The organism is Sphingomonas sanguinis NBRC 13937, from assembly GCF_001591005.1.
Taxonomy (GTDB): domain Bacteria; phylum Pseudomonadota; class Alphaproteobacteria; order Sphingomonadales; family Sphingomonadaceae; genus Sphingomonas; species Sphingomonas sanguinis.
In genome coordinates, this window is sequence record NZ_BCTY01000004.1 from 140,652 (window position 1) to 165,091 (window position 24,440).

Annotated in this window: 23 protein-coding genes and 1 other RNA gene; 9 read left to right on the forward strand and 15 right to left on the reverse strand. The window is 66.9% G+C overall.

Annotated features, from left to right (window positions below; genetic code table 11):
* Positions 1–23: 23 nt before the first annotated feature.
* The 4 genes from nusG to SSA01S_RS04070 all read right to left on the reverse strand — a co-directional run bounded on the left by nusG (position 24) and on the right by SSA01S_RS04070 (position 3,451).
* Positions 24–560 (reverse strand): transcription termination/antitermination protein NusG, encoded by a 537-nt coding sequence (gene nusG / locus SSA01S_RS04055; RefSeq protein ID WP_058715475.1) that lies wholly within the window; start codon positions 558–560, stop codon positions 24–26.
* A gap of 10 nt (positions 561–570) precedes the next feature.
* Positions 571–768 (reverse strand): preprotein translocase subunit SecE, encoded by a 198-nt coding sequence (secE, locus tag SSA01S_RS04060; protein ID WP_007407051.1) that lies wholly within the window; start codon positions 766–768, stop codon positions 571–573.
* A gap of 458 nt (positions 769–1,226) precedes the next feature.
* Positions 1,227–1,409 (reverse strand): YbdD/YjiX family protein, encoded by a 183-nt coding sequence (locus SSA01S_RS04065; protein ID WP_061779329.1) that lies wholly within the window; start codon positions 1,407–1,409, stop codon positions 1,227–1,229.
* On the reverse strand, positions 1,406–3,451 hold the full coding sequence (locus SSA01S_RS04070; RefSeq protein ID WP_061779330.1) for a carbon starvation CstA family protein: 2,046 nt from the start codon (positions 3,449–3,451) through the stop codon (positions 1,406–1,408). The genes SSA01S_RS04065 and SSA01S_RS04070 overlap by 4 nt, the downstream gene beginning before the upstream one ends.
* A 155-nt stretch (positions 3,452–3,606) precedes the next feature.
* On the opposite strand from SSA01S_RS04070, the gene SSA01S_RS04075 reads away from it, so the two are divergent.
* Positions 3,607–4,557 carry a hypothetical protein gene (locus SSA01S_RS04075; protein ID WP_156477658.1) on the forward strand — a complete coding sequence of 317 codons (951 nt, stop codon included), beginning with the start codon at positions 3,607–3,609 and terminating at the stop codon, positions 4,555–4,557.
* Here the strand turns inward: SSA01S_RS04075 and SSA01S_RS04080 are convergent.
* Positions 4,533–5,372: a MipA/OmpV family protein gene (locus SSA01S_RS04080; protein WP_061779332.1), complete on the reverse strand. Its 840-nt coding sequence runs from the start codon at positions 5,370–5,372 to the stop codon at positions 4,533–4,535. The two genes, SSA01S_RS04075 and SSA01S_RS04080, sit on opposite strands and share 25 nt — an antisense overlap.
* A gap of 113 nt (positions 5,373–5,485) precedes the next feature.
* Between SSA01S_RS04080 and SSA01S_RS04085 the strand changes: the two genes are divergently transcribed.
* The gene (locus tag SSA01S_RS04085; protein WP_061779333.1) at positions 5,486–6,076 is read left to right on the forward strand and encodes an NADPH-dependent FMN reductase; all 591 of its coding nucleotides are present in this window, start codon (positions 5,486–5,488) and stop codon (positions 6,074–6,076) included.
* 439 nt (positions 6,077–6,515) lie between these two features.
* On the opposite strand, the gene SSA01S_RS04090 is transcribed toward SSA01S_RS04085, so the two are convergent.
* Both SSA01S_RS04090 and SSA01S_RS04095 read right to left on the reverse strand, forming a co-directional pair.
* The gene (locus SSA01S_RS04090; protein ID WP_061779334.1) at positions 6,516–7,187 is read right to left on the reverse strand and encodes a nucleoside/nucleotide kinase family protein; all 672 of its coding nucleotides are present in this window, start codon (positions 7,185–7,187) and stop codon (positions 6,516–6,518) included.
* Positions 7,187–7,465, reverse strand: a complete 279-nt coding sequence (locus SSA01S_RS04095; RefSeq protein WP_042491330.1) for a chorismate mutase — start codon at positions 7,463–7,465, stop codon at positions 7,187–7,189. Before SSA01S_RS04095 ends, SSA01S_RS04090 begins: the two co-directional genes overlap by 1 nt.
* 109 nt (positions 7,466–7,574) lie before the next feature.
* Here SSA01S_RS04095 and SSA01S_RS04100 point away from each other — a divergent pair, with 109 nt between their 5' ends.
* The 3 genes from SSA01S_RS04100 (at position 7,575) to SSA01S_RS04110 (ending at position 11,531) form a co-directional block, all read left to right on the forward strand.
* Positions 7,575–8,585 (forward strand): polyprenyl synthetase family protein, encoded by a 1,011-nt coding sequence (locus tag SSA01S_RS04100; RefSeq protein WP_061779335.1) that lies wholly within the window; start codon positions 7,575–7,577, stop codon positions 8,583–8,585.
* A gap of 201 nt (positions 8,586–8,786) precedes the next feature.
* A complete protein-coding gene (gene hrpB / locus SSA01S_RS04105) occupies positions 8,787–11,237 on the forward strand; it encodes an ATP-dependent helicase HrpB (protein ID WP_061779336.1) in 2,451 nt (816 codons plus the stop codon).
* A gap of 12 nt (positions 11,238–11,249) precedes the next feature.
* Positions 11,250–11,531, forward strand: a complete 282-nt coding sequence (locus SSA01S_RS04110; RefSeq protein WP_042491340.1) for an ETC complex I subunit — start codon at positions 11,250–11,252, stop codon at positions 11,529–11,531.
* 215 nt (positions 11,532–11,746) lie between these two features.
* Here SSA01S_RS04110 and SSA01S_RS04115 read toward each other — a convergent pair whose 3' ends face one another.
* From SSA01S_RS04115 to SSA01S_RS04130, 4 genes are read right to left on the reverse strand one after another with little or no spacing between them, the layout of a single operon-like run.
* A complete protein-coding gene (locus tag SSA01S_RS04115) occupies positions 11,747–12,280 on the reverse strand; it encodes an NUDIX hydrolase (protein WP_082794914.1) in 534 nt (177 codons plus the stop codon).
* Positions 12,277–12,942, reverse strand: coding sequence for a TPM domain-containing protein (locus SSA01S_RS04120; RefSeq protein ID WP_061779337.1), 666 nt, complete (start codon positions 12,940–12,942; stop codon positions 12,277–12,279). Before SSA01S_RS04120 ends, SSA01S_RS04115 begins: the two co-directional genes overlap by 4 nt.
* A 1-nt stretch (position 12,943) precedes the next feature.
* On the reverse strand, positions 12,944–13,843 hold the full coding sequence (locus tag SSA01S_RS04125) for a TPM domain-containing protein (protein ID WP_082794915.1): 900 nt from the start codon (positions 13,841–13,843) through the stop codon (positions 12,944–12,946).
* Between the two features lie 10 nt (positions 13,844–13,853).
* Complete coding sequence (locus SSA01S_RS04130; RefSeq protein WP_058715461.1) at positions 13,854–14,447, reverse strand: LemA family protein; 594 nt, start codon at positions 14,445–14,447, stop codon at positions 13,854–13,856.
* Positions 14,448–14,555: 108 nt separating this feature from the next.
* Here SSA01S_RS04130 and mscL point away from each other — a divergent pair, with 108 nt between their 5' ends.
* The gene (gene mscL / locus SSA01S_RS04135) at positions 14,556–15,008 is read left to right on the forward strand and encodes a large conductance mechanosensitive channel protein MscL (RefSeq protein ID WP_061779338.1); all 453 of its coding nucleotides are present in this window, start codon (positions 14,556–14,558) and stop codon (positions 15,006–15,008) included.
* 167 nt (positions 15,009–15,175) lie between these two features.
* Here the strand turns inward: mscL and SSA01S_RS04140 are convergent, their stop codons facing one another.
* On the reverse strand, positions 15,176–15,607 hold the full coding sequence (locus SSA01S_RS04140; RefSeq protein ID WP_058715459.1) for an RrF2 family transcriptional regulator: 432 nt from the start codon (positions 15,605–15,607) through the stop codon (positions 15,176–15,178).
* Positions 15,608–15,644: 37 nt separating this feature from the next.
* Between SSA01S_RS04140 and ssrA the strand changes: the two genes are divergently transcribed.
* Positions 15,645–15,994, forward strand: a transfer-messenger RNA (tmRNA) gene (gene ssrA, locus SSA01S_RS04145).
* 304 nt (positions 15,995–16,298) lie between these two features.
* Here the strand turns inward: ssrA and mutS are convergent.
* From mutS to SSA01S_RS04160, 3 genes are read right to left on the reverse strand one after another with little or no spacing between them, the layout of a single operon-like run.
* Positions 16,299–18,869 (reverse strand): DNA mismatch repair protein MutS, encoded by a 2,571-nt coding sequence (gene mutS, locus SSA01S_RS04150; protein WP_061779361.1) that lies wholly within the window; start codon positions 18,867–18,869, stop codon positions 16,299–16,301.
* Between the two features lie 27 nt (positions 18,870–18,896).
* A complete protein-coding gene (locus SSA01S_RS04155) occupies positions 18,897–19,220 on the reverse strand; it encodes a type II toxin-antitoxin system RelE/ParE family toxin (protein WP_240955031.1) in 324 nt (107 codons plus the stop codon).
* Entirely contained in the window at positions 19,160–19,339 is a 180-nt protein-coding gene (locus SSA01S_RS04160; protein ID WP_061779340.1) for a hypothetical protein, read from the reverse strand. Before SSA01S_RS04160 ends, SSA01S_RS04155 begins: the two co-directional genes overlap by 61 nt.
* Before the next feature lie 132 nt (positions 19,340–19,471).
* Here SSA01S_RS04160 and SSA01S_RS04165 point away from each other — a divergent pair, with 132 nt between their 5' ends.
* A complete protein-coding gene (locus SSA01S_RS04165) occupies positions 19,472–21,730 on the forward strand; it encodes an NADP-dependent malic enzyme (RefSeq protein ID WP_061779341.1) in 2,259 nt (752 codons plus the stop codon).
* A 203-nt stretch (positions 21,731–21,933) separates the two neighbouring features.
* The gene (locus SSA01S_RS04170) at positions 21,934–24,333 is read left to right on the forward strand and encodes a TonB-dependent receptor (protein WP_061779342.1); all 2,400 of its coding nucleotides are present in this window, start codon (positions 21,934–21,936) and stop codon (positions 24,331–24,333) included.
* The last annotated feature ends 107 nt before the right edge of the window (positions 24,334–24,440 follow it).

Sequence of the window (24,440 nt, forward strand, 5' to 3'; positions counted from 1 at the left end):
CTGTTTCGTCGGATCGTCCGAACTTACTTCGAGCGTTCGACCTGCTCGAAATCCAGTTCCACCGGGGTCGCGCGACCGAAGATCGACACCGACACCTTGACCTTGGACTTGTCGAAATCCAGTTCCTCGACCACGCCGTTGAAGCTGGCGAAGGGGCCTTCCAGCACCTTGACCGCGTCGCCGATCTCGTAATCGACCTTGACCTTGTGCTTCGGGGCGGCGGCGGCCTCTTCCTTGGAATTCAGCATCCGCGTGGCTTCCGTTTCGCTGATCGCCTGGGGCTTGCCCATCGCGCCCAGGAAGCCGGTGACCTTCGGGGTGTTCTTGACCAAGTGATAGACCTGGTCGGTCATGTCGAGCTTGGCCAGCACGTAGCCGGGCATGAACTTGCGCTCGACCGCGATCTTCTTGCCGCGGCGGGCCTCGGTCACGGTTTCGGTCGGCACCTCGATCTGGTCGACCAGATGGTCGAGGCCCAGACGGGTCGCCTCAGCCATGATCGAGTCGCGGACCTTGCCCTCGAAACCGGAATAAGCGTGGATGATGTACCAGCGCGCCATGGAAAACCTTTTACTTCGCGAGCGACAGCAGGGTGCGGACCAGCGTCTCGAAGAACGAGTCGACCGCCAGGAAGAAGATCGCCAGGATCGTGGTCATCACGACCACCATCACGCCGGTCATCACCGTTTCGCGCCGCGTCGGCCAGACGACCTTCTTGGTCTCGGTCTTGACCTGATTGAAGAACTCGATGGGGGTCGTCTTCGCCACTCGTGCCGTTCCCGCACCTGCGTTGAAATTCTGTCAGCGAGGCATAGGTCCGCCGTCGCCTGCCCCAGGGGGCCTGCGACGAAAGGTCCGTCCGCGCTGTTCGGATGGGAACGCGATGTAGCTGTGGCTCGGATAAAAGGCAAGGGTAGGGGCGGGATGAGGGTTTTCGGTTCACGCGAAGCCGCGAGGACGCGAAGGTTTTTGTTCACGCGGAGACGCGGAGATGCGGAGATGCGGAGATTATTAGGTTCGCGCAGAGGCGCGGAGGACGCAGAGGGGCTTTGCCCGCGCTCAGAAGCGGGAGACTATAAGGCAGGCGTTGGGATAGTCTGGCCTGTCGGCCGGGTCCAACACCTCCGCGTCTCCGCGTCTCCGCGTCTCCGCGCCTCCGCGCGAACCAACCTTCTTCCTTCTTCGCGTCCTCGCGGCTTCGCGTCCTCGCGGCTTCGCGTGATCAATCAGCAGCAACGCCCGCCATTCTTCCCGCCATACCGCGCCTGTTGCCGCTCGCGGAAGAAGGTCACTTCGTCCATCGGCTCGCGGTCGGGATGTTTCGCCGCCATGTGCGCCACATAGGCGTCATAGCTGGGCATCCCGACCATGGCGTTGCCGATCTGGCGCAGGCGGGCGAGCCAGCTCATTCGGCGGCCACCATCTCGGGCGGAACCTCGGTCACGCTCGGCCGGTCGATACGGCGGGCGATCAGGCAGGTACGCACCGCATAGACCAGGATCGCCAGCACCACGCCCAGGAAGATCGCGCACAGCCCCGCGTCGATCCGGTCGTTGAAGACGATCCGGCCCATGTCGCCCATGGTCTTGGCGGGCGGCAGGACCTTGCCCGACGCGGCGGCGCTGGCGAACTTGTCAGCATGGGCCAAGAAGCCGACGCGCGGATCGGCGGAGAAGATCTTCATCCACCCGGCGGTCAGCGTGCAGGCGAGCAGCCAGACGGTCGGGATCACGGTGATCCAGGCATAGCGATCCTTCTTCATGCGGAAGAGGACCACGGTCGCCAGCATCAGCGCCACGGCGGCGAGCATCTGGTTGGAGATGCCGAACAGCGGCCACAGCGTGTTCACTCCGCCCAGCGGGTCGGTAACCCCCTGATAGAGGAAGAAGCCCCAGGCCGCGACGCACAGGCCGGTCGCGATCAGGCCCGGCGCGACCTTGCTCGACCCCCGGAAGCTGGGGACGACCAGCCCGATCAGGTCCTGCAGCATGAACCTTCCGGCGCGGGTGCCCGCATCGACGGCGGTCAGGATGAACAGCGCCTCAAACAGGATGGCGAAGTGATACCAGAAGGCCTTCATCGCCTGTCCGCCGAACAGGTGGCTGAAGATTTCCGCCATCGCCACCGCCAATGTCGGCGCGCCGCCCGCGCGGCTGATGATCGTATGCTCGCCCACGTCACGTGCGACCTGCGCCAGCGTGTCGGCGGAGATGGGGAAGCCCATCGCAGTGACGGCGGCGGCGGCGCTGGCCGGGTCGGTGCCCAGCACGGCGGCAGGCGCGTTCATCGCGAAATAGATGCCCGGATCGAGGATCGACGCGGCGACCAGCGCCATGATCGCGACCGCGCTTTCCATCAGCATCGCGCCGTAACCGATGAAGGGCGCATCCTTTTCGCTGGCGATCAACTTGGGCGTGGTGCCGCTCGCGATCAGCGCGTGGAAGCCCGACACGGCGCCGCATGCGATGGTGATGAACAGGAAGGGGAAGAGCGGCCCGGCCCAGACCGGCCCGCTGCCATCGATGAACTTGGTCAGCGCAGGCATCTTCAGCGGCGGCGCCATGATAACGATGCCGATCGCCAGCGCCACGATCGCGCCGATCTTGAGGAAGGTCGACAGATAATCGCGCGGCGCGAGCAGCAGCCACACCGGCAGGACCGAGGCGACCGCGCCATAGCCGATCAGCAGGAAGCAGAGCTGCACCGGCGTGAAGGTGAACAGCGGCGCCAGCACCGCCGACTGCGCGATCGACTGGCCATAGACGATCGCCAAGATCAGGCCGATGAAACCGATGATCGACACCTCGCCGATCTTCCCCGGCCGCACCCAGCGGGTATAGCCGCCCATCAGCATCGCCAGCGGCACGGTAGCCGCCACGGTGAACAGGCCCCAGGGGCTTTCGGCCAGCGCCCGCACGACGATCAGCGCGAGCACCGCCAGGATGATGACCATGATCATGAAGGCGCCGAACAGCGCGATGGTGCCCGCAACGGCTCCCATCTCCATGCGGATCAGTTCGCCCAGCGAGCGCCCGTCGCGCCGCATCGACAGGAACAGCACCAGGAAATCCTGCACCGCCCCCGCCAGCACCACGCCCGCCAGAATCCACAGCGTGCCGGGCAAATAGCCCATCTGCGCCGCCAGCACTGGCCCGACGAGCGGCCCTGCGCCCGCGATCGCGGCGAAATGGTGGCCGAACAGCACCGTCCTGTCGGTCGCGACATAATCCAGCCCGTCGGCGCGGCGGATGGCCGGGGTAGGACGGCTGGGGTCGATGCCGATCACCTTGGCGATGAACAGCGCATAATAACGATAGGCGATCAGATAGACCGAGACGGCAGCCGCCACGATCCACAGCGCGTTGACGGGTTCGCCCCGCACCGTGGCAACGACACCCAGCGCGCCCGCGCCGACGATCGCCAGCGCGATCCAGGGAAGGTGTTTGGTCATGCCCCGTGCAGTCCTCCGATTATGCTCTTGTCGTCTCTTCTAGCTCGGTGGGCGGGGTGTACCAGTCCTGAAAAACAGGACGTCGGCAAAGGCGGATGGCGGCTTGTGCCGCATCGCCGTCGTGGCACACTCGTCCCAGATCGACCGGGGAGGGCATGATGCGTAAGGCTGCCATGATGTTGGGGCTGGGGGTCGCATTGGCGGCATGGAGTCCGGGACAGGCCGCGCATGCACCGATGACGCCCGGGACTATTCCATGCCAGGTGCCGCCGGGCTGGGATCAGGTTGCGGCCCAAGGCGCAAAGGTCGTGGTGTTCGGCGAGATGCACGGGACGCGCGAGGCACCGGCTTTCGTTGGCAATCTGGCCTGCGCGTTGGCTGCCAAGGGCGAGCGTGTCCTGGTCGCGGTCGAGCATGACGCCATCAATGACGACGACTTTCAAAAGGCCTGGGCGATGCCGGACGCCGCGTTCGTGCCTGCTCTGACCAAGGCTGGCTGGGCGGAGCGTGATGACGGGGTCGGCAGCGAGTCGATGCTGGCGATGCTGGTCGGGCTGCATCACGAGGCGCGGATGGGACGCAGGATCGACATCGTCGCCTTCAACGGTGCCAAGGACGAAGCGCAAGCGCGGCAATTCGCGCAACTGCCCGGGCAGGGGCCGCACGACGCGGCGCAGGCCGAGAATATTCGCATCGCGGCGGCGTGCCAGCCTTACGACCATGTGCTGGTGCTGACGGGCAATACCCATGCCCGCAAGCGGCCGGTCACCTATACCCGCACCCCCTTCGATCCGATGGCCATGCGACTGGCACGATCGGTTCCTGTGATCGCGTTGAACATGAAGTCGGCGGGCGGCACGTCATGGACCTGTGAGCTGAAGCCGGGGGTGGTGCCCAAGCCGCATGTGCCGATCACCGCTGCGGACGTGGAATGCGCGGCGCATCCGTTGGGTAAGGATGCCGATCTGGATCGCGCGCCGTTCATCGCGCTGGGCAGCCTGCCGGGGCAGCAGCCCGATCCGGATTATGACGGCGTCTTCTGGCTCGGCCCGGTCAGCGCCTCGCCGCCCGCCGTCCCGGCTCAGAGCCCGAAGCGGACCCCGTAGCCCAGGCCCAGAGTCGCCTGCATCCGCTGGCCGCGCTCGCGGATCAGCGGCGAATCGGCGGCAGGACCGCCCAGCCGCTCCAAGCTGGTGAAGAGGGTGAGGGCGCTGCGCCGGTTCAGCGGGCGGATGACGTTGCCGCCCAGGCCATAGGACAGCACGCCCCCCGCCGCGCGATAGGGGGCCAGGCCGGTGCGTGTCGACTGGGCCGGCGAGATGCCGAAATAGGTCCGCATGAACGGTACGCTGGCCACCGTCATGCGTGGCCCCGCGCTGACGATCGCGCGTCCGATCCGGGTGCGGTACGTCGCCGACAGGTCCGCGACCACGCCGTCATGGCCGCCGAAACCTTGTCGTACTTCGGCGCGTGTGCGCCAGGCGCGGCGCGGGCCGAACGACTTTTCGACAAAGCCGCCGATCTCGCCCGCCGCCTTGATATTGCCCATGCCCGCCAGGGCGTCGCTGCCCCCTGCGATCAGGAAGGGGGAGCCGCCATTACGCTCGTTCCGGCCGAAGCGGATTTTTGCCAGTGGCCCTGCGCGCCAGCCGTCGCGGTTGACCGCGTTCCACCCGATCCCATCGGGCACCGAGGCGAAGAGCGTATCGCCATAATTCACGCGCAGGTCGGGAAAGATCGACAGCGCCATCTCCCGCGATCCCTGCCAGGCGGGGCCGAGGACCGGCGCGGCACCCAGGGTGATGATCCAGCCTGTCGGGGAGCCAGGCGCGATGCCGGGCGGCGGGGCGCTCTGACGCACCTCCTGCGCCGCGACCGGACAGGCCAGCAGCATGGCAACCCCCAGAACCATTTCACGCATCCGTCATCTCCCTGTCATGTTGGATAGGGCGAGAGGTCGGGCGCCGCAATGGGAAGCCCTGTCCCAGAACTTAGCGCTTGCCCCGCCGTGCCGTCCGGGGTGAAAGGCGGGACATGGCCCATAACTCCTCCCCGCTCGTCGTCGGTATCGGCGGCACGATCGGCAGCGTCTCCTCGACCGAGCGCGCGCTTCGGACCGCGATGACGGCCGCCGCGGACGAGGGGTTCCGCACCCATGTCTTCGGCGGCGAGGATCTGGCGCGCCTGCCGCTCTACAATCCGCGCACGGCGACACGGACCGAGGCGGAGCAGGTGTTCGTGGACACGGTGCGACAGGCCTCGGCGATCATCATCGCGAGTCCGGGCTATCATGGCAGCATCTCGGGCCTGGTGAAGAACGCGCTCGACCTGCTGGAGGAAACGGCAAAGGACGAGCGGCCCTATTTCGCCGACCTGCCCGTGGGGCTGATCGCCACCGCCTATGGCTGGCAGGCGACCGGCTCGACGATCGCGGCGCTGCGTTCGATCGTCCATGCGCTGCGTGGCTGGCCGACGCCCTTTGCGGCGGCAGTGAACACGCAGCAGACGCGGTTCGATGACGAAGGGCGGATCAGCGACCCGGCGGTCGAGGGGCAGTTGCGCCTGGTCGGCCAACAGGTCGCCCGCTTCGCGCCGCTGGCGGGGACGATCCGCGCGTCGAATTGAGGGGCGGGGCCGGGATTTTGGTTCATGCGAAGCCGCCAAGCCGCTAAGAGTTTTATCTCGCGCGGAGGCGCGGAGGACGCGGAGAAGTATCGCGCGCGGCCGTGCGCAGTTCTCTTTCTTCGATCGCTTGAGGGGGACGGGCTGCAAGAGCCGCGAGCACGACAGCTCCGCGTCCTCCGCGCCTCTGCGCGAACCAAATCTTCTCTCTTCGCGGCATCGCGGCTTCGCGTGAGATCAATCATCTCATCCGCCGTCCGATCGAGTGGCGAAGTTCCGGAATTGAATAAATCCGTTCCCCGGCGAAGGCCGGGGCCCAGTTCCTTCCAAGCCGGTGGCGCGTCGAAACGTTGCGTGGGAGGCCAATGCCTCGCGCACTTCGATAGTGCATAGAAACTGGACCCCGGCCTTCGCCGGGGAACAGTAAGTCGTCGGGAAACAGCTAGCGCAAGCGTTCCGTCGCCAGCGCCGTGATCTCGTCCGCAATCGCCGCCGGATCGCGTAAGGCGCCGCCCGCCACGGTCGACACCGTCGCCCACTCGCCCAGCATCGCCCCGTCCGCCATCGCGGCGTAATTGGCGCGCACCCGCGCCTGGAGCCCCAGGTCCGCCTCATAGGCGTCATAGGTGTCGTCGGTGTAACTGCGCTTGCGCTTGCGGGCGATTAGCTCGCGCGCGACGTCGAGCGGCGTATCGAGATAGACCGACAGATGCGGGGCGGGCAGGCGGAACTGCACCGTCTCCAGCTGCTCGATCCATTGCAGCAATGCAGGCGCCTGGTCCGCCGGGACCTGCGCCGCCTGATAGGCCATGTTCGACGCGATATAGCGGTCGAACACGATCACGTCGTGCGCTTCGGCCAGTTCGATCAGGTGCGGGCGCGATTCGAATCGGTCGAGCGCATAGAGCGTCGCCGCCGTCTCGGGCGCGGCAGCATGGGGCAGGCGGCCCGCCAGATACTCGCCCAGCGCCCAGCCGCCGACCGTCTCGGCATAGCGCGGAAAGGACAAGGCGGCCGCCGACAGCCCGGCGGCGTTCAGCCGCTCGGTAACGGCCGCCGTCGCGGTCGCCTTGCCTGCGCCGTCCGCGCCCTCGATCGCCAGCAGGAATGCCATTAGCCGCGAAAGCCTTCGTGGTGGCGGATCACTTCGTCGATGATGAAGCGCAGGAATTTTTCGGAAAATTCGGGGTCCAGCTGCGCATCGCTCGCCAACTGGCGCAACCGGGCGATTTGCGACTCCTCGCGGCCGGGATCGGCGGGGGGCAGTTCATTCTCTGCCTTGTAGCGTCCGACCGCCTGGGTGATCTTGAACCGCTCGGCCAGCATGAAGACCAGCGCGGCGTCGATATTGTCGATCGACTGGCGATAGCCGGTCAGCACGGTGTCGGACATCGATACGTCTCCCTCTGGCGCAGCCGCGTCCCACGGCAAATTCACGCGGGCCCTTTCGCGCTTAGGCTTGCGTTCGGCAAGCGTTGTCGCCAGAGGCTCTTACCTGCCCATGACCGTAACCGCCACCCGCCTCGCCAAGCCCGCGCCCTCGCTGGACCCGATGATCCGGCTGGTGGCCGACGACATGAACGCCGTGAACCAGGTCATCATCGACCGCATGGCGTCCGAAATCCCGCTGATCCCGCAACTGGCGGGCCACCTGATCGCAGGCGGCGGCAAGCGGATGCGCCCGATGCTGACGCTCGCGAGCGCACAGCTGCTGGGCTATCAGGGCACCAGCCATCACGTCCTGGCGGCGGCGGTCGAGTTCATCCACACCGCCACGCTGCTGCACGACGATGTCGTCGACGGCTCCGACCTGCGGCGCGGACGTCGGACCGCCAACATCATCTGGGGCAATCCCGCCAGCGTGCTGGTCGGCGACTTCCTGTTCAGCCGGTCCTTCCAGTTGATGGTCGATGCGGGCAGCCTGAAGGTGCTGAACATCTTGTCGGGCGCGTCCGCTGTGATCGCCGAGGGCGAGGTGAACCAGCTGACCGCGGTGCGACAGGTTGGGCTGGCCGAGGAACGCTATCTCTCGATCATCGACGCCAAGACCGCCGCTTTGTTCGCGGCCGCCTGTCGCATCGCCGCCGTCATCGCCGACCGGCCCGAGGCGGAGGAACTGGCGTTGGAGGCCTATGGCCGGAATCTGGGCATCGCGTTCCAGCTGATCGACGATGCGATCGACTATGTGTCGGACGCAGGGACCATGGGCAAGGACGCGGGCGACGACTTCCGCGAGGGCAAGATGACCCTGCCGGTGATCCTGGCCTATGCGCGGGCGAACGACGAAGAGCGCGCCTTCTGGAAGGACGCGGTCGAGGGACGTCGGACGTCGGACGAGGACTTCGCCCATGCCATCGCGCTGGTCCGCAAGAGCCGGGCGGTCGACGACACCATGGCCCGCGCGCGGCATTATGGTGGGCTGGCGATCGAAGCGCTGCGCGGCTTTGCCGATGGCCCGGCGAAGAGCGCGATGATCGAGGCCGTCGAATTCGCCGTCGCGCGGGCTTACTGAACCAAATACAGGTTTGACCCCGGCGAAGGCCGGGGCCCAGTTGCGGTGAACGATCGAAGGCGCAGGGGGTTAGCCTCCCCCGCCTCGCGTGGCGCGCCACCAGCTTGGTGGGACCTGGGCCCCGGCTTTCGCCGGGGAACTGGTGAGTGGGAAACGGGGGAAGTCCTTCACCCCGCCCGCCAAACCTCCTATCGCCACCCCATGACCCTGCCCGTCACCGCCGTCCTGCCCGATCTGCTGGCCGCGCTTGCCGACGCCCCCAATGCCGTCCTTGTCGCGCCTCCCGGCGCGGGCAAGACCACCGCTGTCGCGCCCGCCCTACTCGACCAGCCCTGGTGCACCGGCGAAGTCCTGCTCCTGTCCCCCCGCCGCCTCGCCGCGCGCGCCGCGGCCGAGCGCATGGCCGCACTTGCCGAGGAGCCGGTCGGCCGCACCTTCGGCTATGCCACCCGCATGGACACGAAGGTCAGCGCTGCGACCCGCGTGACCGTCGTCACCGAAGGCATCTTCGTCGCACGTATCCAGGCCGATCCCGAACTGGCGGGCGTGTCGGCGGTCCTGTTCGATGAAGTCCATGAACGCAGCCTCGATGGCGATTTCGGCCTGGCGCTGGCGCTGGATGCCCAAGCCGGGTTGCGGCCCGACCTGCGGCTGGTGGCGATGTCCGCGACGCTCGACGGTCGCCGCTTCTCCAGCCTGATGGGCGATGCGTCCGTGATCGAAAGCGAGGGGCGGAGCTATCCGCTGACACTGCGCCATCTCGGCCGGGCGGCGGAGGCGCGAATCGAGGATTCGGTCGCCGCCGCCATCCGCCGCGCGTTTAGCGAAGAAGCGGAGGGCGATATCCTCGCCTTTCTGCCCGGCACCGCCGAGATCGCGCGCACTGCCGAGCGGCTGGCGAATCTGCCCTCCGCCATCGCAATCCACGAACTCCACGGCTCGCTCGACCCGGCGGCGCAGCGCGCGGCAATCCGACGCGACCCGGGGGGGCGGCGGCGAATCGTGCTGGCTACCTCGATCGCGGAGACCAGCCTGACGCTGGATGGCGTGCGGATCGTCGTCGATTCGGGGCTGGCCCGCCGCCCCCGCTACGACCGCGCGGCGGGGATGACTCGCCTCGTCACCGAACGCGCCAGCCAAGCCGCCGTCGTCCAGCGCGCGGGCCGCGCCGCGCGCCAGTCGCCGGGCGTGGCCTATCGGCTTTGGGAGGAAGCCGCGACGGCGGGCCTGCCACGTTTCGACCCGCCCGAAATCCTGGAGGCGGACCTGTCGGCGCTGCTGCTCGGCACCGCGCTTTGGGGCGTCAGCGACCCACGTGCGCTGCCCTGGCTCGACCCGCCGCCCGAGGCGGCCGTCAACGAAGCCCGCGCCCGCCTCACCGTGCTGGAGGCGCTGGATGAGACAGGCCGCCCGACCGCACATGGTAAGGCGATCGCGAAACTGCCGATGCCGCCGCGCCTCGCGCATATGCTGATCCGCAGCGGCGAGCGCGGGCTGGCGTCGACCGCCGCCGAGGTGGCGGTGCTGCTCGGTGAGCGCGGGATCGGCGGGCAGGATGTCGATGTCGAACAGCGCCTGCGCCGCTGGCGGAACGAGCGTGGCCCCAAGGCGGAGGCGGCGCGGGCGATGGCGAAACGCTGGACCGGCCTCGCCCCGAAACTGGTCGAGCAGGAGGCATGGGACCATGCGGCGGGTGTGTGCCTGGCACTCGCCTATCCCGACCGGGTGGCGCGGCGGCGTGACGGCACGGGCGAGAATTGGGCGAGCGTCGGGGGCAGGGGCTTCCGGCTCGATCCCGCCTCGGGGCTGGCGAGTTCGGAATGGCTGGCGGTGGGCGAGACACAAGGCGCGGCCTCGGGCGCGCGCATCCTGTCGGCCGCCCCGCTCGACCTCGCCACCGTCGAGGCGCTGTTCGCCGACCGGATCGAGACGCGGCGCACCGTTACCTTCAACCCTGCGACCGGCGGCGTTGAGGCGTTGCGCGAACGGCGGCTGGGCGGGCTTCGCTTGTCGAGCGGCCCCGATTCGGGCGCATCCCCCGACGCCATTGCCGCGGCGCTGGTCGAGGGGGTGCGGACGCATGGCCTGTCGCTGCTGCCCTGGAGCGAAGGGGTGGGGGCTTACCGGGCGCGGGCGGCCTATGCCGGGGTAGCGCTGGACGATGAGACGCTGCTCGAACGGCTGGACGGCTGGCTGCCTGCATTGGTCGCGGGCAAGCGGCGGCTGGACGCGCTGGCGCCGGGCGCGCTGACCGAGGCGATCCGTAATCTGGTCGACTGGAACGATCAGCGGCGGATCGATTCGATGGCGCCGTCGCACTTCACCAGCCCGGCGGGCAGTAGCCATGCCATTGATTATGCAGCCGAAGGTGGTCCGCGCGTCGAGCTTCGCGTGCAGGCGCTGTTCGGCCTTGCGGAGCATCCGGTGATCGGGACGGAGCGCGTGCCCTTGGTCCTCAGCCTGACCTCGCCCGCCGGGCGGCCGATCCAGACGACGCGTGACCTGCCCGGTTTCTGGGCGGGAAGCTGGAGCGCGGTGGCCAAGGAAATGCGCGGCCGCTATCCCCGCCATCCTTGGCCCGACGACCCTGCGGCGGCGTCGGCGACACTGCGCACGAAAAAGGCGGATGCAAGAGCCGCCGGTTCGCGATAAGGGACTTGGATTATGGCCACTGCTCGCATCTTCCAGCGCCCCAAGAACGCGATGCAATCCGGCAAGTACCGGACCGATCGCTGGCAACTCGAATTCGAACCGACCGAGGCGAAAAAGCCCGATCCCCTGACCGGCTGGGCCGGCAGCGGCGACACGCAAGAACAGGTCCGCCTGACCTTCGCGACGCTGGAAGAGGCGATCGCCTATTGCCAGCGCGAAGGGCTCGACCATCACGTCGTGCCGACGCCGCAAAAGACGCTGAAGCTGCAAAGCTACGCCGATAACTTTCGCTGATGTTCGAGCGCTCCGGTCACGGCCGGGGCGCTTTTTCTTTCGCGCGCAGCGCTTGAGAGGGTTGGTTCGCGCAGAGGCGGCGTGTCTGGTAGCATCGGGCGCGCATGACAAACGGCCGGTTGAAGAGATATTTCGCTGCCGCGAATACGACATCTCCGCGCCTCCGCGCCTCCGCGCGATAAATCGTCTTCGCGTCCTCGCGGCTTCGCGTGAACTCAAAAGCCCAGTATGCCGCCACCCAGCAGCAAGAGCAGCTTGGCATCGACCGCCACGCCCGCCGTGCGGCGTTCGGCGATGAAGGCGGAAACCTCGGACAGCTTCACCCGGTGCACGACGATCTGCTCGTCCGAATCGCCACCGCCTTCGCCGACCTTCACCAGCCCGGTGGCCCGGACCAAAGTGAAACGCTCCGACGTCATGCCCGGCGAGGAACAGAATTCCCCCAGCGCCTCGATCCGGGCGGGGCGATAGCCGGTTTCCTCCTCCAGCTCGCGCGCGGCGCCGTCCAGCACCGCTTCGCCCTCGGTCTCGTCACCGATCAGACCGGCGGGCATTTCCAGGCAGGTCACGCCCAGCGGGATGCGGAACTGCTCGACCAGCAGGATATGCCCGTCCTCGATCGCCAGGATGACGGCGGCGCGGATGTCGCGCGGGCGGTCGGCATATTCCCAGGTGCCGCGCTTGCGGAGCGTGAGGAACCGCCCCTCGGCCAGGGTTTCGAGGGGGGCGTCCATACGGGGATCGGTCATAGCGAGATCGGTCTGTCCGGCAGTTCGTTGGTGTCGGCCGCCGTCTTGGGGAAATGTGTCGCCAGCACAAGCCCGATGCGCTCGACCGCCGCGCTCAACCCTTCGCCGACATGGCCCTTGGCGACATGGGGCAGCATCACCGCCATGGCGCGGCCCCAGGTTTCGGGGCCGACCTTGCCGGTCAGGCCGGAGTCGGCGACGATCTCGGCCATATGCTCGTCCTCCGAGAGGTAGAGCAGCACGCCGTAACGACTGTCGGTGCGCCGCTCGGCTGCGACGCGGAACAGCAGCACCGCGCGTTCCCGGACGCGGGCGTGCCGAATACTCTTGGGGACGAGCGCCATCCGGCGTCGGGTAGAGCCCAGCACCGTCACCACGATCGCGCACACCACAACCTGCGCGATCATCAGCACGCCCAGGATCAGGTCCTCGCCCGGCGCGCTCCAGCCGTCATGCACCAGCGCCAGCAGCTTCAACCCCAGTTCGGGAAAGAGCGCCGCGAACAGCGGCACCAGCAGCATCGCCGCCGCCGCATAGCAGAGCGCGACATCGCGATACTCGTCCGAGCGGGGCGCGACGATGGTGACGATCTCGGCATCCGTGCCGGCCTCGGCACGCGCGACGGCGGCGGTGACCAGATCGCTATCGGTTTCGCTCAACATCTCACCAATCCCCCGAGGCGCCGCCGCCCCCGAAATCGCCGCCGCCGCCGCCGGTAAAGCCGCCGCCGAACCACGATCCGTCGCTGCCGCCCCCCGACGATCCGCCGCCCGAGCTCCAGCCGCCGCCTGATCCGCCGCCGCTGCCCCAGCCTGGACCCCAGAGGATGATCGGCCAGCCGCCGCCGCGTCGTCCGCCACCGCCGCCACGATCGTCGTCGTCATCGTCGTGGAAACGCTGGCCCTGTTTGCGGCGGACGATGGCGAGAACGACGAACGCGCCAATGAACACGATCAATATGATGAAGATCGGAAAGCCATTGGCATCACCGCCGCCACGCTGATGCTGACGATCGAACTGTTTGGCCGCGTCGGCGACCTTCGCCTTGGCCTCCTCCGGCGAGGCGCGCAGTTGGGCGATCACGGCATCCGCACCGGCGTTCATCGCACCCGAAATATCCCCCGATTCGCGCAGGCGGGGCAGCATCAGTGTGCGGATCATCTGCGACGACCAGGCGTCGGTCAGGATCGGCTCCAGACCACGCCCGACCTCCAGCCGAGGCCCGCGCTGGCCCTTGCCCTCATTGGGGGCGACGAACAGGATCGCGCCATTGTCGGCGTCCTTCAGCCCGACACCCCAGGCGCGACCCAGCCGATAGCCATAATCCTCGATCGGATAGTTTTGCAGGTCGGGGATGGTCGCGACCACCAGTTGGCGGCCGGTATCCTTTTGCAGGGACTCCAGCTTCGCCTCGAGCTGTGCCTTGGTGGCGGGGTCGAGCTTGTTCGCGGCGTCGACCACCAGCCCGTCGAACTTGGGGAAGGTCTGCGCCATCACGGGGACGGCGCAGAGAATCAGCCAGAGCCCGAGAACCGGGCGGAGCAGCCGGGTGAACCGGGTCATCGGGGTAGGATCAGCTACCGAAGTTCACCTTGGGCGCGTTCTCGGCCCCCGGGGTGGTCGCCTGATAGGGCGTCATCGGCTTGGCACCGTAAAAGACCTTGGCGCCGATCGCGTCGGGGAAGGTACGGATGCGAACGTTATACGCCTCCACCGCCTTGTTATAATCACCGATGGCGATGTTGATACGGTTCTCGGTGCCCTCCAGCTGGCTCATGAAGGTCTGGAAATTGTCCTGGCTCTTCAGGTTCGGATAGGCCTCGACATTGGCGAGCAACCGGCCCAGCGACCCGCTGAGCTGGCCCTGCGCCTGCGCGAACTGCTGCATCTTGGCGGGGTCGGACAGGTCGGCACCGGTCACCTGGACCGACGTCGCCTTGGCGCGGGCGTTGACCACCTCGGTCAGGATCGACTTTTCCGACGCGGCGGCGCCCTTCACCGTCGCTTCCAGATTGGGGATCAGGTTGGCGCGACGCTGATAGGCGGCCTGGACATCGGCCCATTTCGCCTTGGCGTTTTCCTCCGCCGTCGGCACGCTGTTCATGCCGCAGCCCGACAGGGCGACGGCCATCACGACCGGGGTCAGGGCAAGGGCGGAACGACGCATTCGACAAATCCTCCATCAACTGTATCGGCTATATAAGACGCGGCTGTCCCTTGGCGAAGGGCAAAAGCGACGATAGCGTTGAACTTCATCGATTTGAGGGAGTGGGCGATGCTCAAGGAATTTCGGGCCTTCATCGCGCGGGGCAATGTCCTCGATCTGGCGGTGGCGGTCATCATCGGCGCGGCGTTCAGCAAGATCGTGACATCGCTGACCGACGATGTGCTGATGCCGGTCATCGGCAAGGTCTTTGGCGGGCTGGATTTCTCCAGCTATTTCCTGCGCATGGGGCCAATCCCCGCCAATTATGCGGGTTCGCTGACCGACTATGCCGCGCTCAAGAAGGCGGGCGTGCCGCTGCTCGGCTATGGTGCGTTCGTGACGCAGGCGGTGAACTTCGTCATCGTCGCCTTCATCATCTTCCTGCTGATCCGCACCGTAAACCGCGCCACCGCGATGTTCGAGAAGGACAAGGCGGTCGCCGCCGCCGAGCCCAAGGCCGAACCCGCCGATGTCGCGCTGCTTCGCGAAATCCGCGACGAACTGCGCGCGCGGCGTTCCTAAGCCAATCGACCACAAGACCGGTGTTCCCCGGCGAAGGCCGGGGCCCAGGTGCCATCAAGATTGTGGTGCGCCACGACGTGGCGTGGGAGGCAAGCTTGTCCCGCCGTCGTCACTTCAGCCCAACTGGACCCCGGCTTTCGCCGGGGTGGCGCGGTTGGTGGACAGGGTTACGCCGCCGCCAGCTTCTTGGCGGTGGCGTCGGCCAGGCTGGTCCCATCAAGGATCCGTGCCGTCTCGTCGCGCACGCGCATCATCGCGTGGCGGATGGCGCAGTCGGCCTCGCTCTTGCAGTCGTTGCAGGGGCGGTAAGCCGTCCGGCTGACGCACGGCACCAGCGCCAGCGGCCCTTCAATGGTGCGGATGATATCGCCCAGCGAGATCAGGTGCGCAGGGCGCGCCAGGCGATATCCGCCCATCTTGCCGCGCTGGCTGTCGAGCAGCTGCGCGCCCTTCAGATCGGCGAGGATCAGCTCCAGGAACTTGCGCGGGACATTCGCCTCGGTCGCGATGCGCGTCATCGAGGTCGGCGGACCATCGGCAGGCATCTCCGCCAGGAACAGCATCGCGCGCAGCGCATAACGGGACCGCTGGGTCAACATGCGGGCTTCCATGGACCCAAATTGGGGCGAGCGAAAGGCATTTGCGTAAACCCGCCGGGATACCTATATCCATCCATGCCGGGTTTTACCCGGCTATGACGATAAACTGCGGCGAGTAATAGACGCAGCGGACCCGGGGGCAGTACCCGGCGGCTCCACCATAAAAGGTGGTGTACTTGGACACCGTTTCTGACGGGGCCGAACCAGGATCGACGTGTGTTGAAAAGCGCTGTTTTCGTTCGGAATGGGACCACCGCAACGGCCCATACTCACAAGTGCCAACGATAACGAAGCACTCGCGATTGCGGCGTAATTGAGGGCCTCACGGCCTGACATTACACCAAAATAGCGCGGTCGGACCCCACCGGGCAACAGAAGGGGAATCCAGCGGTACGGGGAGCACCGGGCAACAGAAGCTCCCCACTTTCCCAAATTTTAATGAGAGTGCTGAGCGCTTCTCTAGCCACCCCACGCTCCGTTCGTGCCGAGCGAAATCGAAGTGCGCCGATTACCTCGGTGGCGGGCGCTGGGGTGTGGGTGCCTGCCCCTTTCTTCGACCCCGGCGAAGGCCGGGGCCCAGGCTCCACCCAGTTGATGGCGCGCGATCCGGCGCGGGGGAGGCAAGCTGTCCGGCGCCTTCGATCGTTCACCGAAACTGGGCCCCGGCCTCCGCCGGGGTACGGAGAGGGGCTTAGCCCTCCCGCGCCAATGCCTTCAGCTTGTACAGCGCATCCAGCGCCTCGCGTGGCGACAGGGCGTCGACGTCGAGCTTCTCGACCTCCGCCCGAATCGCATCGCACTGTTCTTCCTCGATCTGCGCCGCGGCGGCAAAGAGCGGCAGGTCGTCCAGCCCCGCCGCCAGCCCGCCGGTCTTGGCGCGACCGGCTTCCAGCTTGGCGAGCACCGCCTTGGCGCGCGCCACCGTCGTCGGCGGCATCCCGGCGAGGCGCGCCACCGCCAGGCCATAGGAGCGATCCGCCGGACCCTCGCTGACCTCGTGCAGCAGCACCAGTTCGCCCTTCCACTCCCGCGCGCGGACATGGTGGAGCGACAGCGCCTCGCAGCGTTCGGCCAGCCGGGTCAGTTCGTGATAGTGGGTCGCGAACAGGCAGCGACAGCGATTATCCTCATGGATCGCCTCCACCACCGCCCAGGCGATCGCCAAGCCGTCATAGGTGGAGGTGCCGCGCCCGACCTCGTCGAGGATGACGAAGCTGCGCGGGGTGGCCTGCGCCAGGATGGCGGCGGTCTCGACCATCTCGACCATGAAGGTCGAGCGGCCCCGCGCCAGATTGTCCGACGCGCCGACCCGGCTGAACAGCCGGTCGACCAGCCCGATCTTCGCATGGGTGGCGGGCACATAGGACCCGGCCTGCGCCAGCACCGCGATCAGCGCGTTCTGTCGCAGGAAGGTCGACTTGCCGCCCATGTTCGGGCCGGTGACGAGCCAAAGCCGTGAGGCTTCCGACAGCGAACAGTCATTGGCGACGAACCGCTCGCCCGAACGCGCCACCGCCGCCTCGACCACCGGATGCCGCCCGCCCGTCACGTCGAAACAGGCATGGTCGACCAGTTCGGGCCGGACCCAGCCGCCCTCCACCGCACGTTCCGCAAGGCCGCTCGCGACGTCCAGCCGGGCGAGCGCGTCGGCCGTCGCGGCAATCGCTTCGCGCGAGGCGAGCGCGGCGGCGGTCAGTTCCTCGAGATGCGCGGCCTCGGCGGCCAGCGCATGGGCGCCCGCCTGCGCGACCTTGCTGGCGACCTCATGCAGTTCGGGCGTGTTGAAGCGGACCACGCCCGCCAGCGTCTGGCGATGGGTAAAGCCCGACTCCGGCTTCATGAGCGCATCGGCCGAACGCGCAGGGACTTCGACATGATAGCCGAGCACGCCGTTGTGACGGATCTTCAGCGCGGCAATGCCGGTCTTCTGGCGGAATTCCGCCTCAAGCGCGGCGATGGCGCGGCGTCCGCCCGCACCCGCATCGCGCAGATCGTCGAGCGCCACGTCATAGCCCGCCGCGATATAGCCGCCCTCGCTCGCCTCGATCGGCGGCGAGGGGACGAGCGCGCGGCGGAGCAGGTCGATCAGTTCGCCATGGCCGCGCAAACGGGGTGTCGTCTCGCGCAGCAGGGGAGGGCCGTCCGTTAGTTGCTCGGATAGCGCCCAGGCTCCGTCGAGGCCGTCGCGCAATTGCCCCAGATCGCGCGGAGAACCCCGTCCCGCTGCGATCCGGCCGATAGCGCGACCGATATCGGGCAGCGCCCGCAAGGCTGCACGCAAACGCTCGCGAAGCGCGGCATCGTCGTGGAAATGCTGCACCAGATCGAGCCGCGCCTCGATCGCATCCCGGTCCATCAGCGGCGCGCCGATATCCCCTGCCAATGCCCGCGCACCCGCGCCCGTCACCGTCCGGTCGACCGCATCGAGCAGCGAGCCCTTGCGCTGGCCGTTCGCGGTCTGGGTCAGCTCCAGGCTCTCGCGCGTCGCCGCGTCGATCGCCATGGCACCTGCCGCCTGGGACAGCACCGGCGGACGCAGGAAGGGCAGGGCCCCCTTGGCGGTATGATCGAGATAGGCGACCAGCCCGCCCGCCGCCGACAGCCCGGCGCGGCTGAACTGGCCGAACCCGTCCAGCGTGGCGACGCCATAGAGCCGCTTCAGTCGATCCTCGCCGCTGCCGCTGTCGAAGGTGGCCGAGGGACGCAACGTCGTAGCGGCCTCGGCATGAGCCGCGTTCTCGGCCGCGACCACTTCGGCGGCGGCGAGGCGGGCGAGTTCGGCCCCCAGCGCATCCGGCTTCACATCGATCACGACGAACCGCCCGGTGGAGATGTCGGCGGCGGCCAGCGCCACCGCACCACCTGCTTCACCGATCGCGACGCACCAATTGTCGCACTTGGCGTCGAGCAGCGCCTCTTCGGTCAGCGTGCCTGCGGTGACAACCCGCACGATTCCGCGCGCGACCAGCGCCTTGGAGCCGCCTCGCGCCTTGGCCTCGGCGGGCGTCTCGGTCTGCTCGGCGATGGCGACGCGGTGCCCGGCCTTGATCAGGCGTTGCAGATAGGCGGTCGCGGCATGGACCGGCACGCCGCACATCGGAATCTTCTCGCCGCCATGCTCCCCGCGCGAGGTCAGCGCGATGTCGAGCACGCCCGAGGCGATGCGCGCATCGTCGAAGAACAGCTCGAAGAAATCGCCCATCCGGTAGAAGAGCAGGCAATCCTCGGCCTCGGCCTTCAGCGTCAGATATTGCGCCATCATCGGGGTGGGGGTGGTCATGATGCTTCTTCAATCGTCGGAAAGTTGGGCGGCGTGGCGGATGCCGAGGATCAGGACGGTGTCGCCGAGATGTTCGTAGCGCAGGATATAGGGGCGAACCGTCACCATCTCGCGGCGGCCATGAGAAATGGGCCTGCCGCGATCCGGGAATTGCCGCAGGGATTCGGCGACGTCGATCAGCCTTTCACCCAAGCGCCGAGCGGCATCGGGATCAAACTGCTCTATATAATCGACGATCGCGGCGAGTTGGAGCGAAGCCTGAATCGACCAGCTTATTTCAGCCATTCGGGGGGCAGGGGCTTGCGATCGGGGGTGCCCCAGGTCTTCAGCCATTCGGCCATCTTTGCGTGGTTCACGAAACGGCCCGCCTTGAAATCGGCTCGCGCGCGTTCGTCGGCGGCCAGTTCCGCCGCCTCGTCACGCTGCTCGAAAATGCCGGGCTCATGCTCCATAGATCAACTTATAAGGCTGATGGCTTGCCTTGCCTAGGGCGGCAAAACTCCCGCGTGACAGGGTTGTCAGCCGTGCCCGAAAGCTTCAAGAGCCGTAGCGTCCTTGTATCCACAGCATCGAAGGCCGCGCGCATGTCCGACGAACCCACCGACCAGTTCTCCGAGCGCGAGGCCCTGCTGTTCCATTCCGAGGGACGGCCCGGCAAGATCGAGATCATCGCGTCCAAGCCGATGGCGACGCAGCGCGACCTGGCGCTGGCCTATTCGCCTGGCGTCGCGGTGCCCGTGCTGGCCATCGCCGAAGACCCCGCCACCGCGTACGACTATACGGCCAAGGGCAATCTGGTCGCGGTCATCTCCAACGGCACCGCGATCCTGGGCCTCGGCAATCTGGGTGCGCTGGCGTCCAAGCCGGTGATGGAGGGCAAGGCGGTGCTCTTCAAGCGTTTCGCCGATGTCGACTCGATCGATATCGAGCTGAAGACCGAGGATGTCGACCGGATCATCGACGCGATCGAGCTGATGGAGCCGAGCTTCGGCGGCATCAACCTGGAAGACATCAAGGCCCCCGAATGCTTCATCATCGAGCAGACGCTGCGCGAGCGGATGAACATCCCGGTCTTCCATGACGACCAGCACGGCACCGCGATCATCTGCGCCGCTGGCCTCATCAATGCCTGTCTGCTGACCAACCGGCGGCTGGACGAGATCAAGGTCGTCGTCAACGGCGCGGGCGCGGCGGCGATCGCCTGTACCGAGCTGATGAAGGCGATGGGCGTGCGCCACGATAACGTCATCATGTGCGACCGCACCGGCGTGATCTATCAGGGCCGCGACGACATCAACCAGTGGCAGTCGGCGCATGCCGCCGCCACCGACCGTCGCACCTTGACCGAGGCGCTGCATGGCGCGGACGTGTTCCTGGGGCTTTCGGCGGCGGGTGCACTGAAGCCCGAGATGGTCAAGGACATGGCGCCTTCGCCGATCATCTTCGCGATGGCCAACCCGGAACCGGAAATCCGCCCCGAGCTGGCCAAGGCGGCGCGCCCCGACGCGATCGTCGCGACCGGGCGTTCGGACTATCCGAACCAGGTCAACAACGTCATCGGCTTCCCCTTCATCTTCCGCGGCGCGCTCGACGTGCGGGCGACCGGCATCAATGACGAGATGAAGATCGCCGCCGCCAACGCCATCGCCGAACTGGCGCGCCAGCGCGTGCCCGAGGAAGTGGCACTGGCGTACGGCACGCAGCACAGCTTCGGTCCCGAATATATCATCCCCGCGCCGTTCGATCCGCGCCTGATGGAACTGGTCCCCTCTGCGGTGGCGAAGGCGGCGATGGACTCGGGCGTGGCGACGCGGCCGATCCTGGACATGGACGCCTATCGCCAGAAGCTGCGCGCACGCCTCAACCCGACCACCTCGGTCCTGACGCTGGCTTATGAAGGCGCCCGGGCGCATCCGAAACGCGTGCTGTTCGCCGAGGGCGAAGAGGAAGTGGTGCTGCGCGCCGCCATCGCCTTCAAGGAAGGCGGCTACGGCACGCCGGTGCTGGTCGGCCGCGACGACGTGTACGATCGCCTGAAGGCGCTGGGCGTCACCAATCCCAAGGAATATGAGGTCCATAACAGCCGCACCTCGGAGATGGTGCCGCAGATGGTCGACTTCCTCTACGAGCGTCTCCAGCGCCGCGGTTATCTGCGTCGCGACGCCGAGCGGATGATCAATCAGGATCGCAACATCTTCGGCTCGGTCATGCTCCAGCTGGGCCAGGCCGACGCGATGATCACCGGCATCACCCGCACCTATGCGCAGAGCTTCCGCGAGATCCGCCGGGTCATCGATCCGGTCGACGGCAAGGTGCCGTTCGGCATCCACCTGCTCGTTGGGCAGAGCCACACCGTCTTCATCGCCGACACCACGGTCAACGAGCGTCCCTCGGGCGAGGAACTGGCCGACATCGCCGAGCGCACTGCCGCCGTCGCGCGCCGCATGGGGCATGAGCCGCGCGTGGCGTTCCTATCCTACTCGACCTTCGGCAACCCGGAAGGGCAGTGGATCGACAATGTCCGCGACGGCGTGGCCGCGCTCGACAAGCGGCAGGTCGGGTTCGAGTATGAAGGCGACATGGCTCCCGACGTCGCGCTCAACCCCAAGCAGATGGCGAACTTCCCCTTCTCGCGCCTGTCGGGTCCGGCGAACGTCCTCATCATGCCAGGGCTCCAGTCGGCCAATATCTCCGCCAAGCTGCTGCGCGAACTGGGTGGCGACAGCATGATCGGCCCGATGTTGATCGGCATGGAAAAGCCGGTCCAGATCGCGCCGATGACCTCGACCGCGGGCGATCTGGTCACGCTGGCGGTCCTGGCAGCGGGCGGTATCGCGCGCTGATCCTCGCCGACAGAGCATAAGGCAGGGGCCGGGCAACACGGATTGCCCGGCCCTTTTTCGTACCCCCATAGGAGAGTGCGTTCGGGCGTGACCCGGAAAGCACATTCCGCCTCCGTCACAATCCAGTCACCGCGCTGTCGCGGACATGTCACGCCCCGGTCCCATGCGCCCGCCTCATCCGTGAAAGAGCCATTGGGGGCCAAATGAAGATCATAAAGTTGCTGGGTACGGTCGCGCCGATCGCTTTGATCGCGCCCGCGGTGTCGGCGCAGACCCTGCCTGCCCAGGCTGCCGTCACCAGCGCGGCCGATCCTGTCGCGGCTGATACGGCCACCCCCGCCGCGACCGACGACCAGGCCGGTGCCTCGGGCGACGTGGTCGTGCTCGGCTTTGGCCAGAGCCGTCAGATCCAGACCGTCAACGCCGCCGACCTGGAGCGCCTGACCCCGGGCACCTCGCCGCTGAAGGCGATCTCCAAGCTGCCGGGCGTCAATTTCCAGTCGGCCGATCCGTTCGGCGCTTATGAATGGTCGACCAAGATCTCGCTGCGCGGCTTCGACCAGAACCGCCTGGGCTTCACGCTCGACGGCGTGCCGCTGGGCGACATGAGCTATGGCCCGACCAACGGCCTGCACATCAGCCGTGCGATCATCTCCGAGAACATCGCCTCGACCAGCGTGGCGCAGGGTGCGGGCGCGCTGGGCACCGCATCGACCAGCAATCTGGGCGGCACCATCGAGTTCACCAGCCGGGCGCCGTCCGACACCGCCGCGCTGGCCGCCTCGGGCACCTATGGCAGCAACAACACCATCCGTGGCTTCGTCCGCGCCGACAGCGGCGACCTGGGCGGCGGCCTGAAGGGCTATCTGAGCTATGCCTATCTGACCACCGACAAGTGGAAGGGTTATGGCAGCCAGCGTCAGCATCAGGCCAATGCCAAGATCGTCAAGGATTTCGGCGATCGCGGCTCGATCACCGGCTTCTTCAACTTCTCGGATCGCCGCGAGAACGACTATCAGGACCTCAGCCTCGATATCATCAAGCGTCGCGGGCTTTATAACGACAATATCTCAAACGATTATCCGCTTGCGATCCTCTATGCCAAGCAGGCGACCAACGGTGCAGCGGCGGCGGCTTATGCCGCCAAGAACAACGGTTCGCTGACCGGCTTCACCGCGCCTTATGCGGGCGTGCAGGTCGGCCTGCCGAGCGGGATCACGCTGGACGACGGCTATTATGATGCCGCCGGTCTGCGCCGCGACTATCTGGGCGGGATCACCTTCGCCGCCAAGCTGACCGACGCGCTGTCGCTGACCTCGACCAGCTATTATCATCATAACAAGGGCCAGGGGTCGTGGATCACGCCCTATACCCCGACGGTAGCGGGCGCGCCCAATGCCGACGGTACGCCGATCACCAACCCGGCGCCGCTGTCGTTCCGCACGACCGAATACAGCCTGGCCCGGGCAGGGACCATCGCCAAGCTGGCGCTGAAGACGGGTGCCAACACGCTGGCGCTGACCGGCTGGTATGAAAGCAACACGCTGCACCAGGCGCGTCGCCTCTATGGCATGACCGACACCGCGACGCCGAACCGCAATGCGCTGGACTTCCAGAGCAATCCGATGGCGACCGTGTGGAACGGCAAATACGATACCGAGACGCTGCAATATTCGATCGGCGACACGCTCGATATCGGCCAGCTGACGCTGAACGGCGGCTGGAAGGGCGTGCGCGTGCGCAACCAGGCCAACACGCTGGCGGGTACGTTGGCGCGCGGCAAGATCAAGAGCGAGGACTGGTTCCTGCCGCAGATCGGCGCAGTGCTGCACCTGGGCAACCAGGCCGAGCTGTTCGCCAGCTATACCGAGAATATGCGCGCCTTCATCGCCGCCGCGACCGCGCCGCCCTTCTCGATCAGTCAGGCGGCGTTCAACGCGGTATCGGGCACCGTGCGCCCAGAAAAGTCCAAGACGGCCGAAGGCGGTGTCCGCTATCGTACCGGCGGGCTGCAACTGTCGGCGGCGGGTTACTATATCGACTTTTCCGACCGCCTGCTGACCTATTCGATCGGCACCGCGATCCAGGGCATTCCGCCGACGCTGAACAATGTCGGTGGCGTGGAAAGCTATGGCGCGGAGGTTTCGGCCTTCTATCGCCTGACCCCCGCCTTCTCGGCGCTGGCCAGCTATTCCTACAACCATGCCACCTATCAGCAGACGGTACGTGACGGGTCGGGCAATTTGCTGGCCGAGAAGGGGCGCTATGTCGTCGACACGCCGCAGAACATGGTCAAGGGCGAGCTGGTCTATGACGACAGCCGCTTCTTCGGCCGCGTCGGCGCGGACTATATGTCGAAGCGCTACTTCACCTATCTGAACGACCAGTCGGTCGCGGGCCGTGTCCTGGTCGACGCCAGCATCGGTTACCGGTTCCCGCAGGAATGGGGCGGCTTCTCGATCGAGGGCAGCGTGACCAACCTGACCGATAAGAGCTATATCTCGACCATCGGCACCAACGGCTTCACCGCCAGCGGCGACAACCAGACGCTGCTCGCCGGTGCCCCCCGCCAGTGGTTCGTGACGCTGAAGAAGGGGTTTTGATAAAAGCCAGAACTAGCGTCTAGCCGCACCCCTCCCGCAGGCGGGAGGGGATGGGGGAGGGGAGGAGTCTCACCGAGACTGTCCCTTGCGGCTTTGCCCCCCCCCCC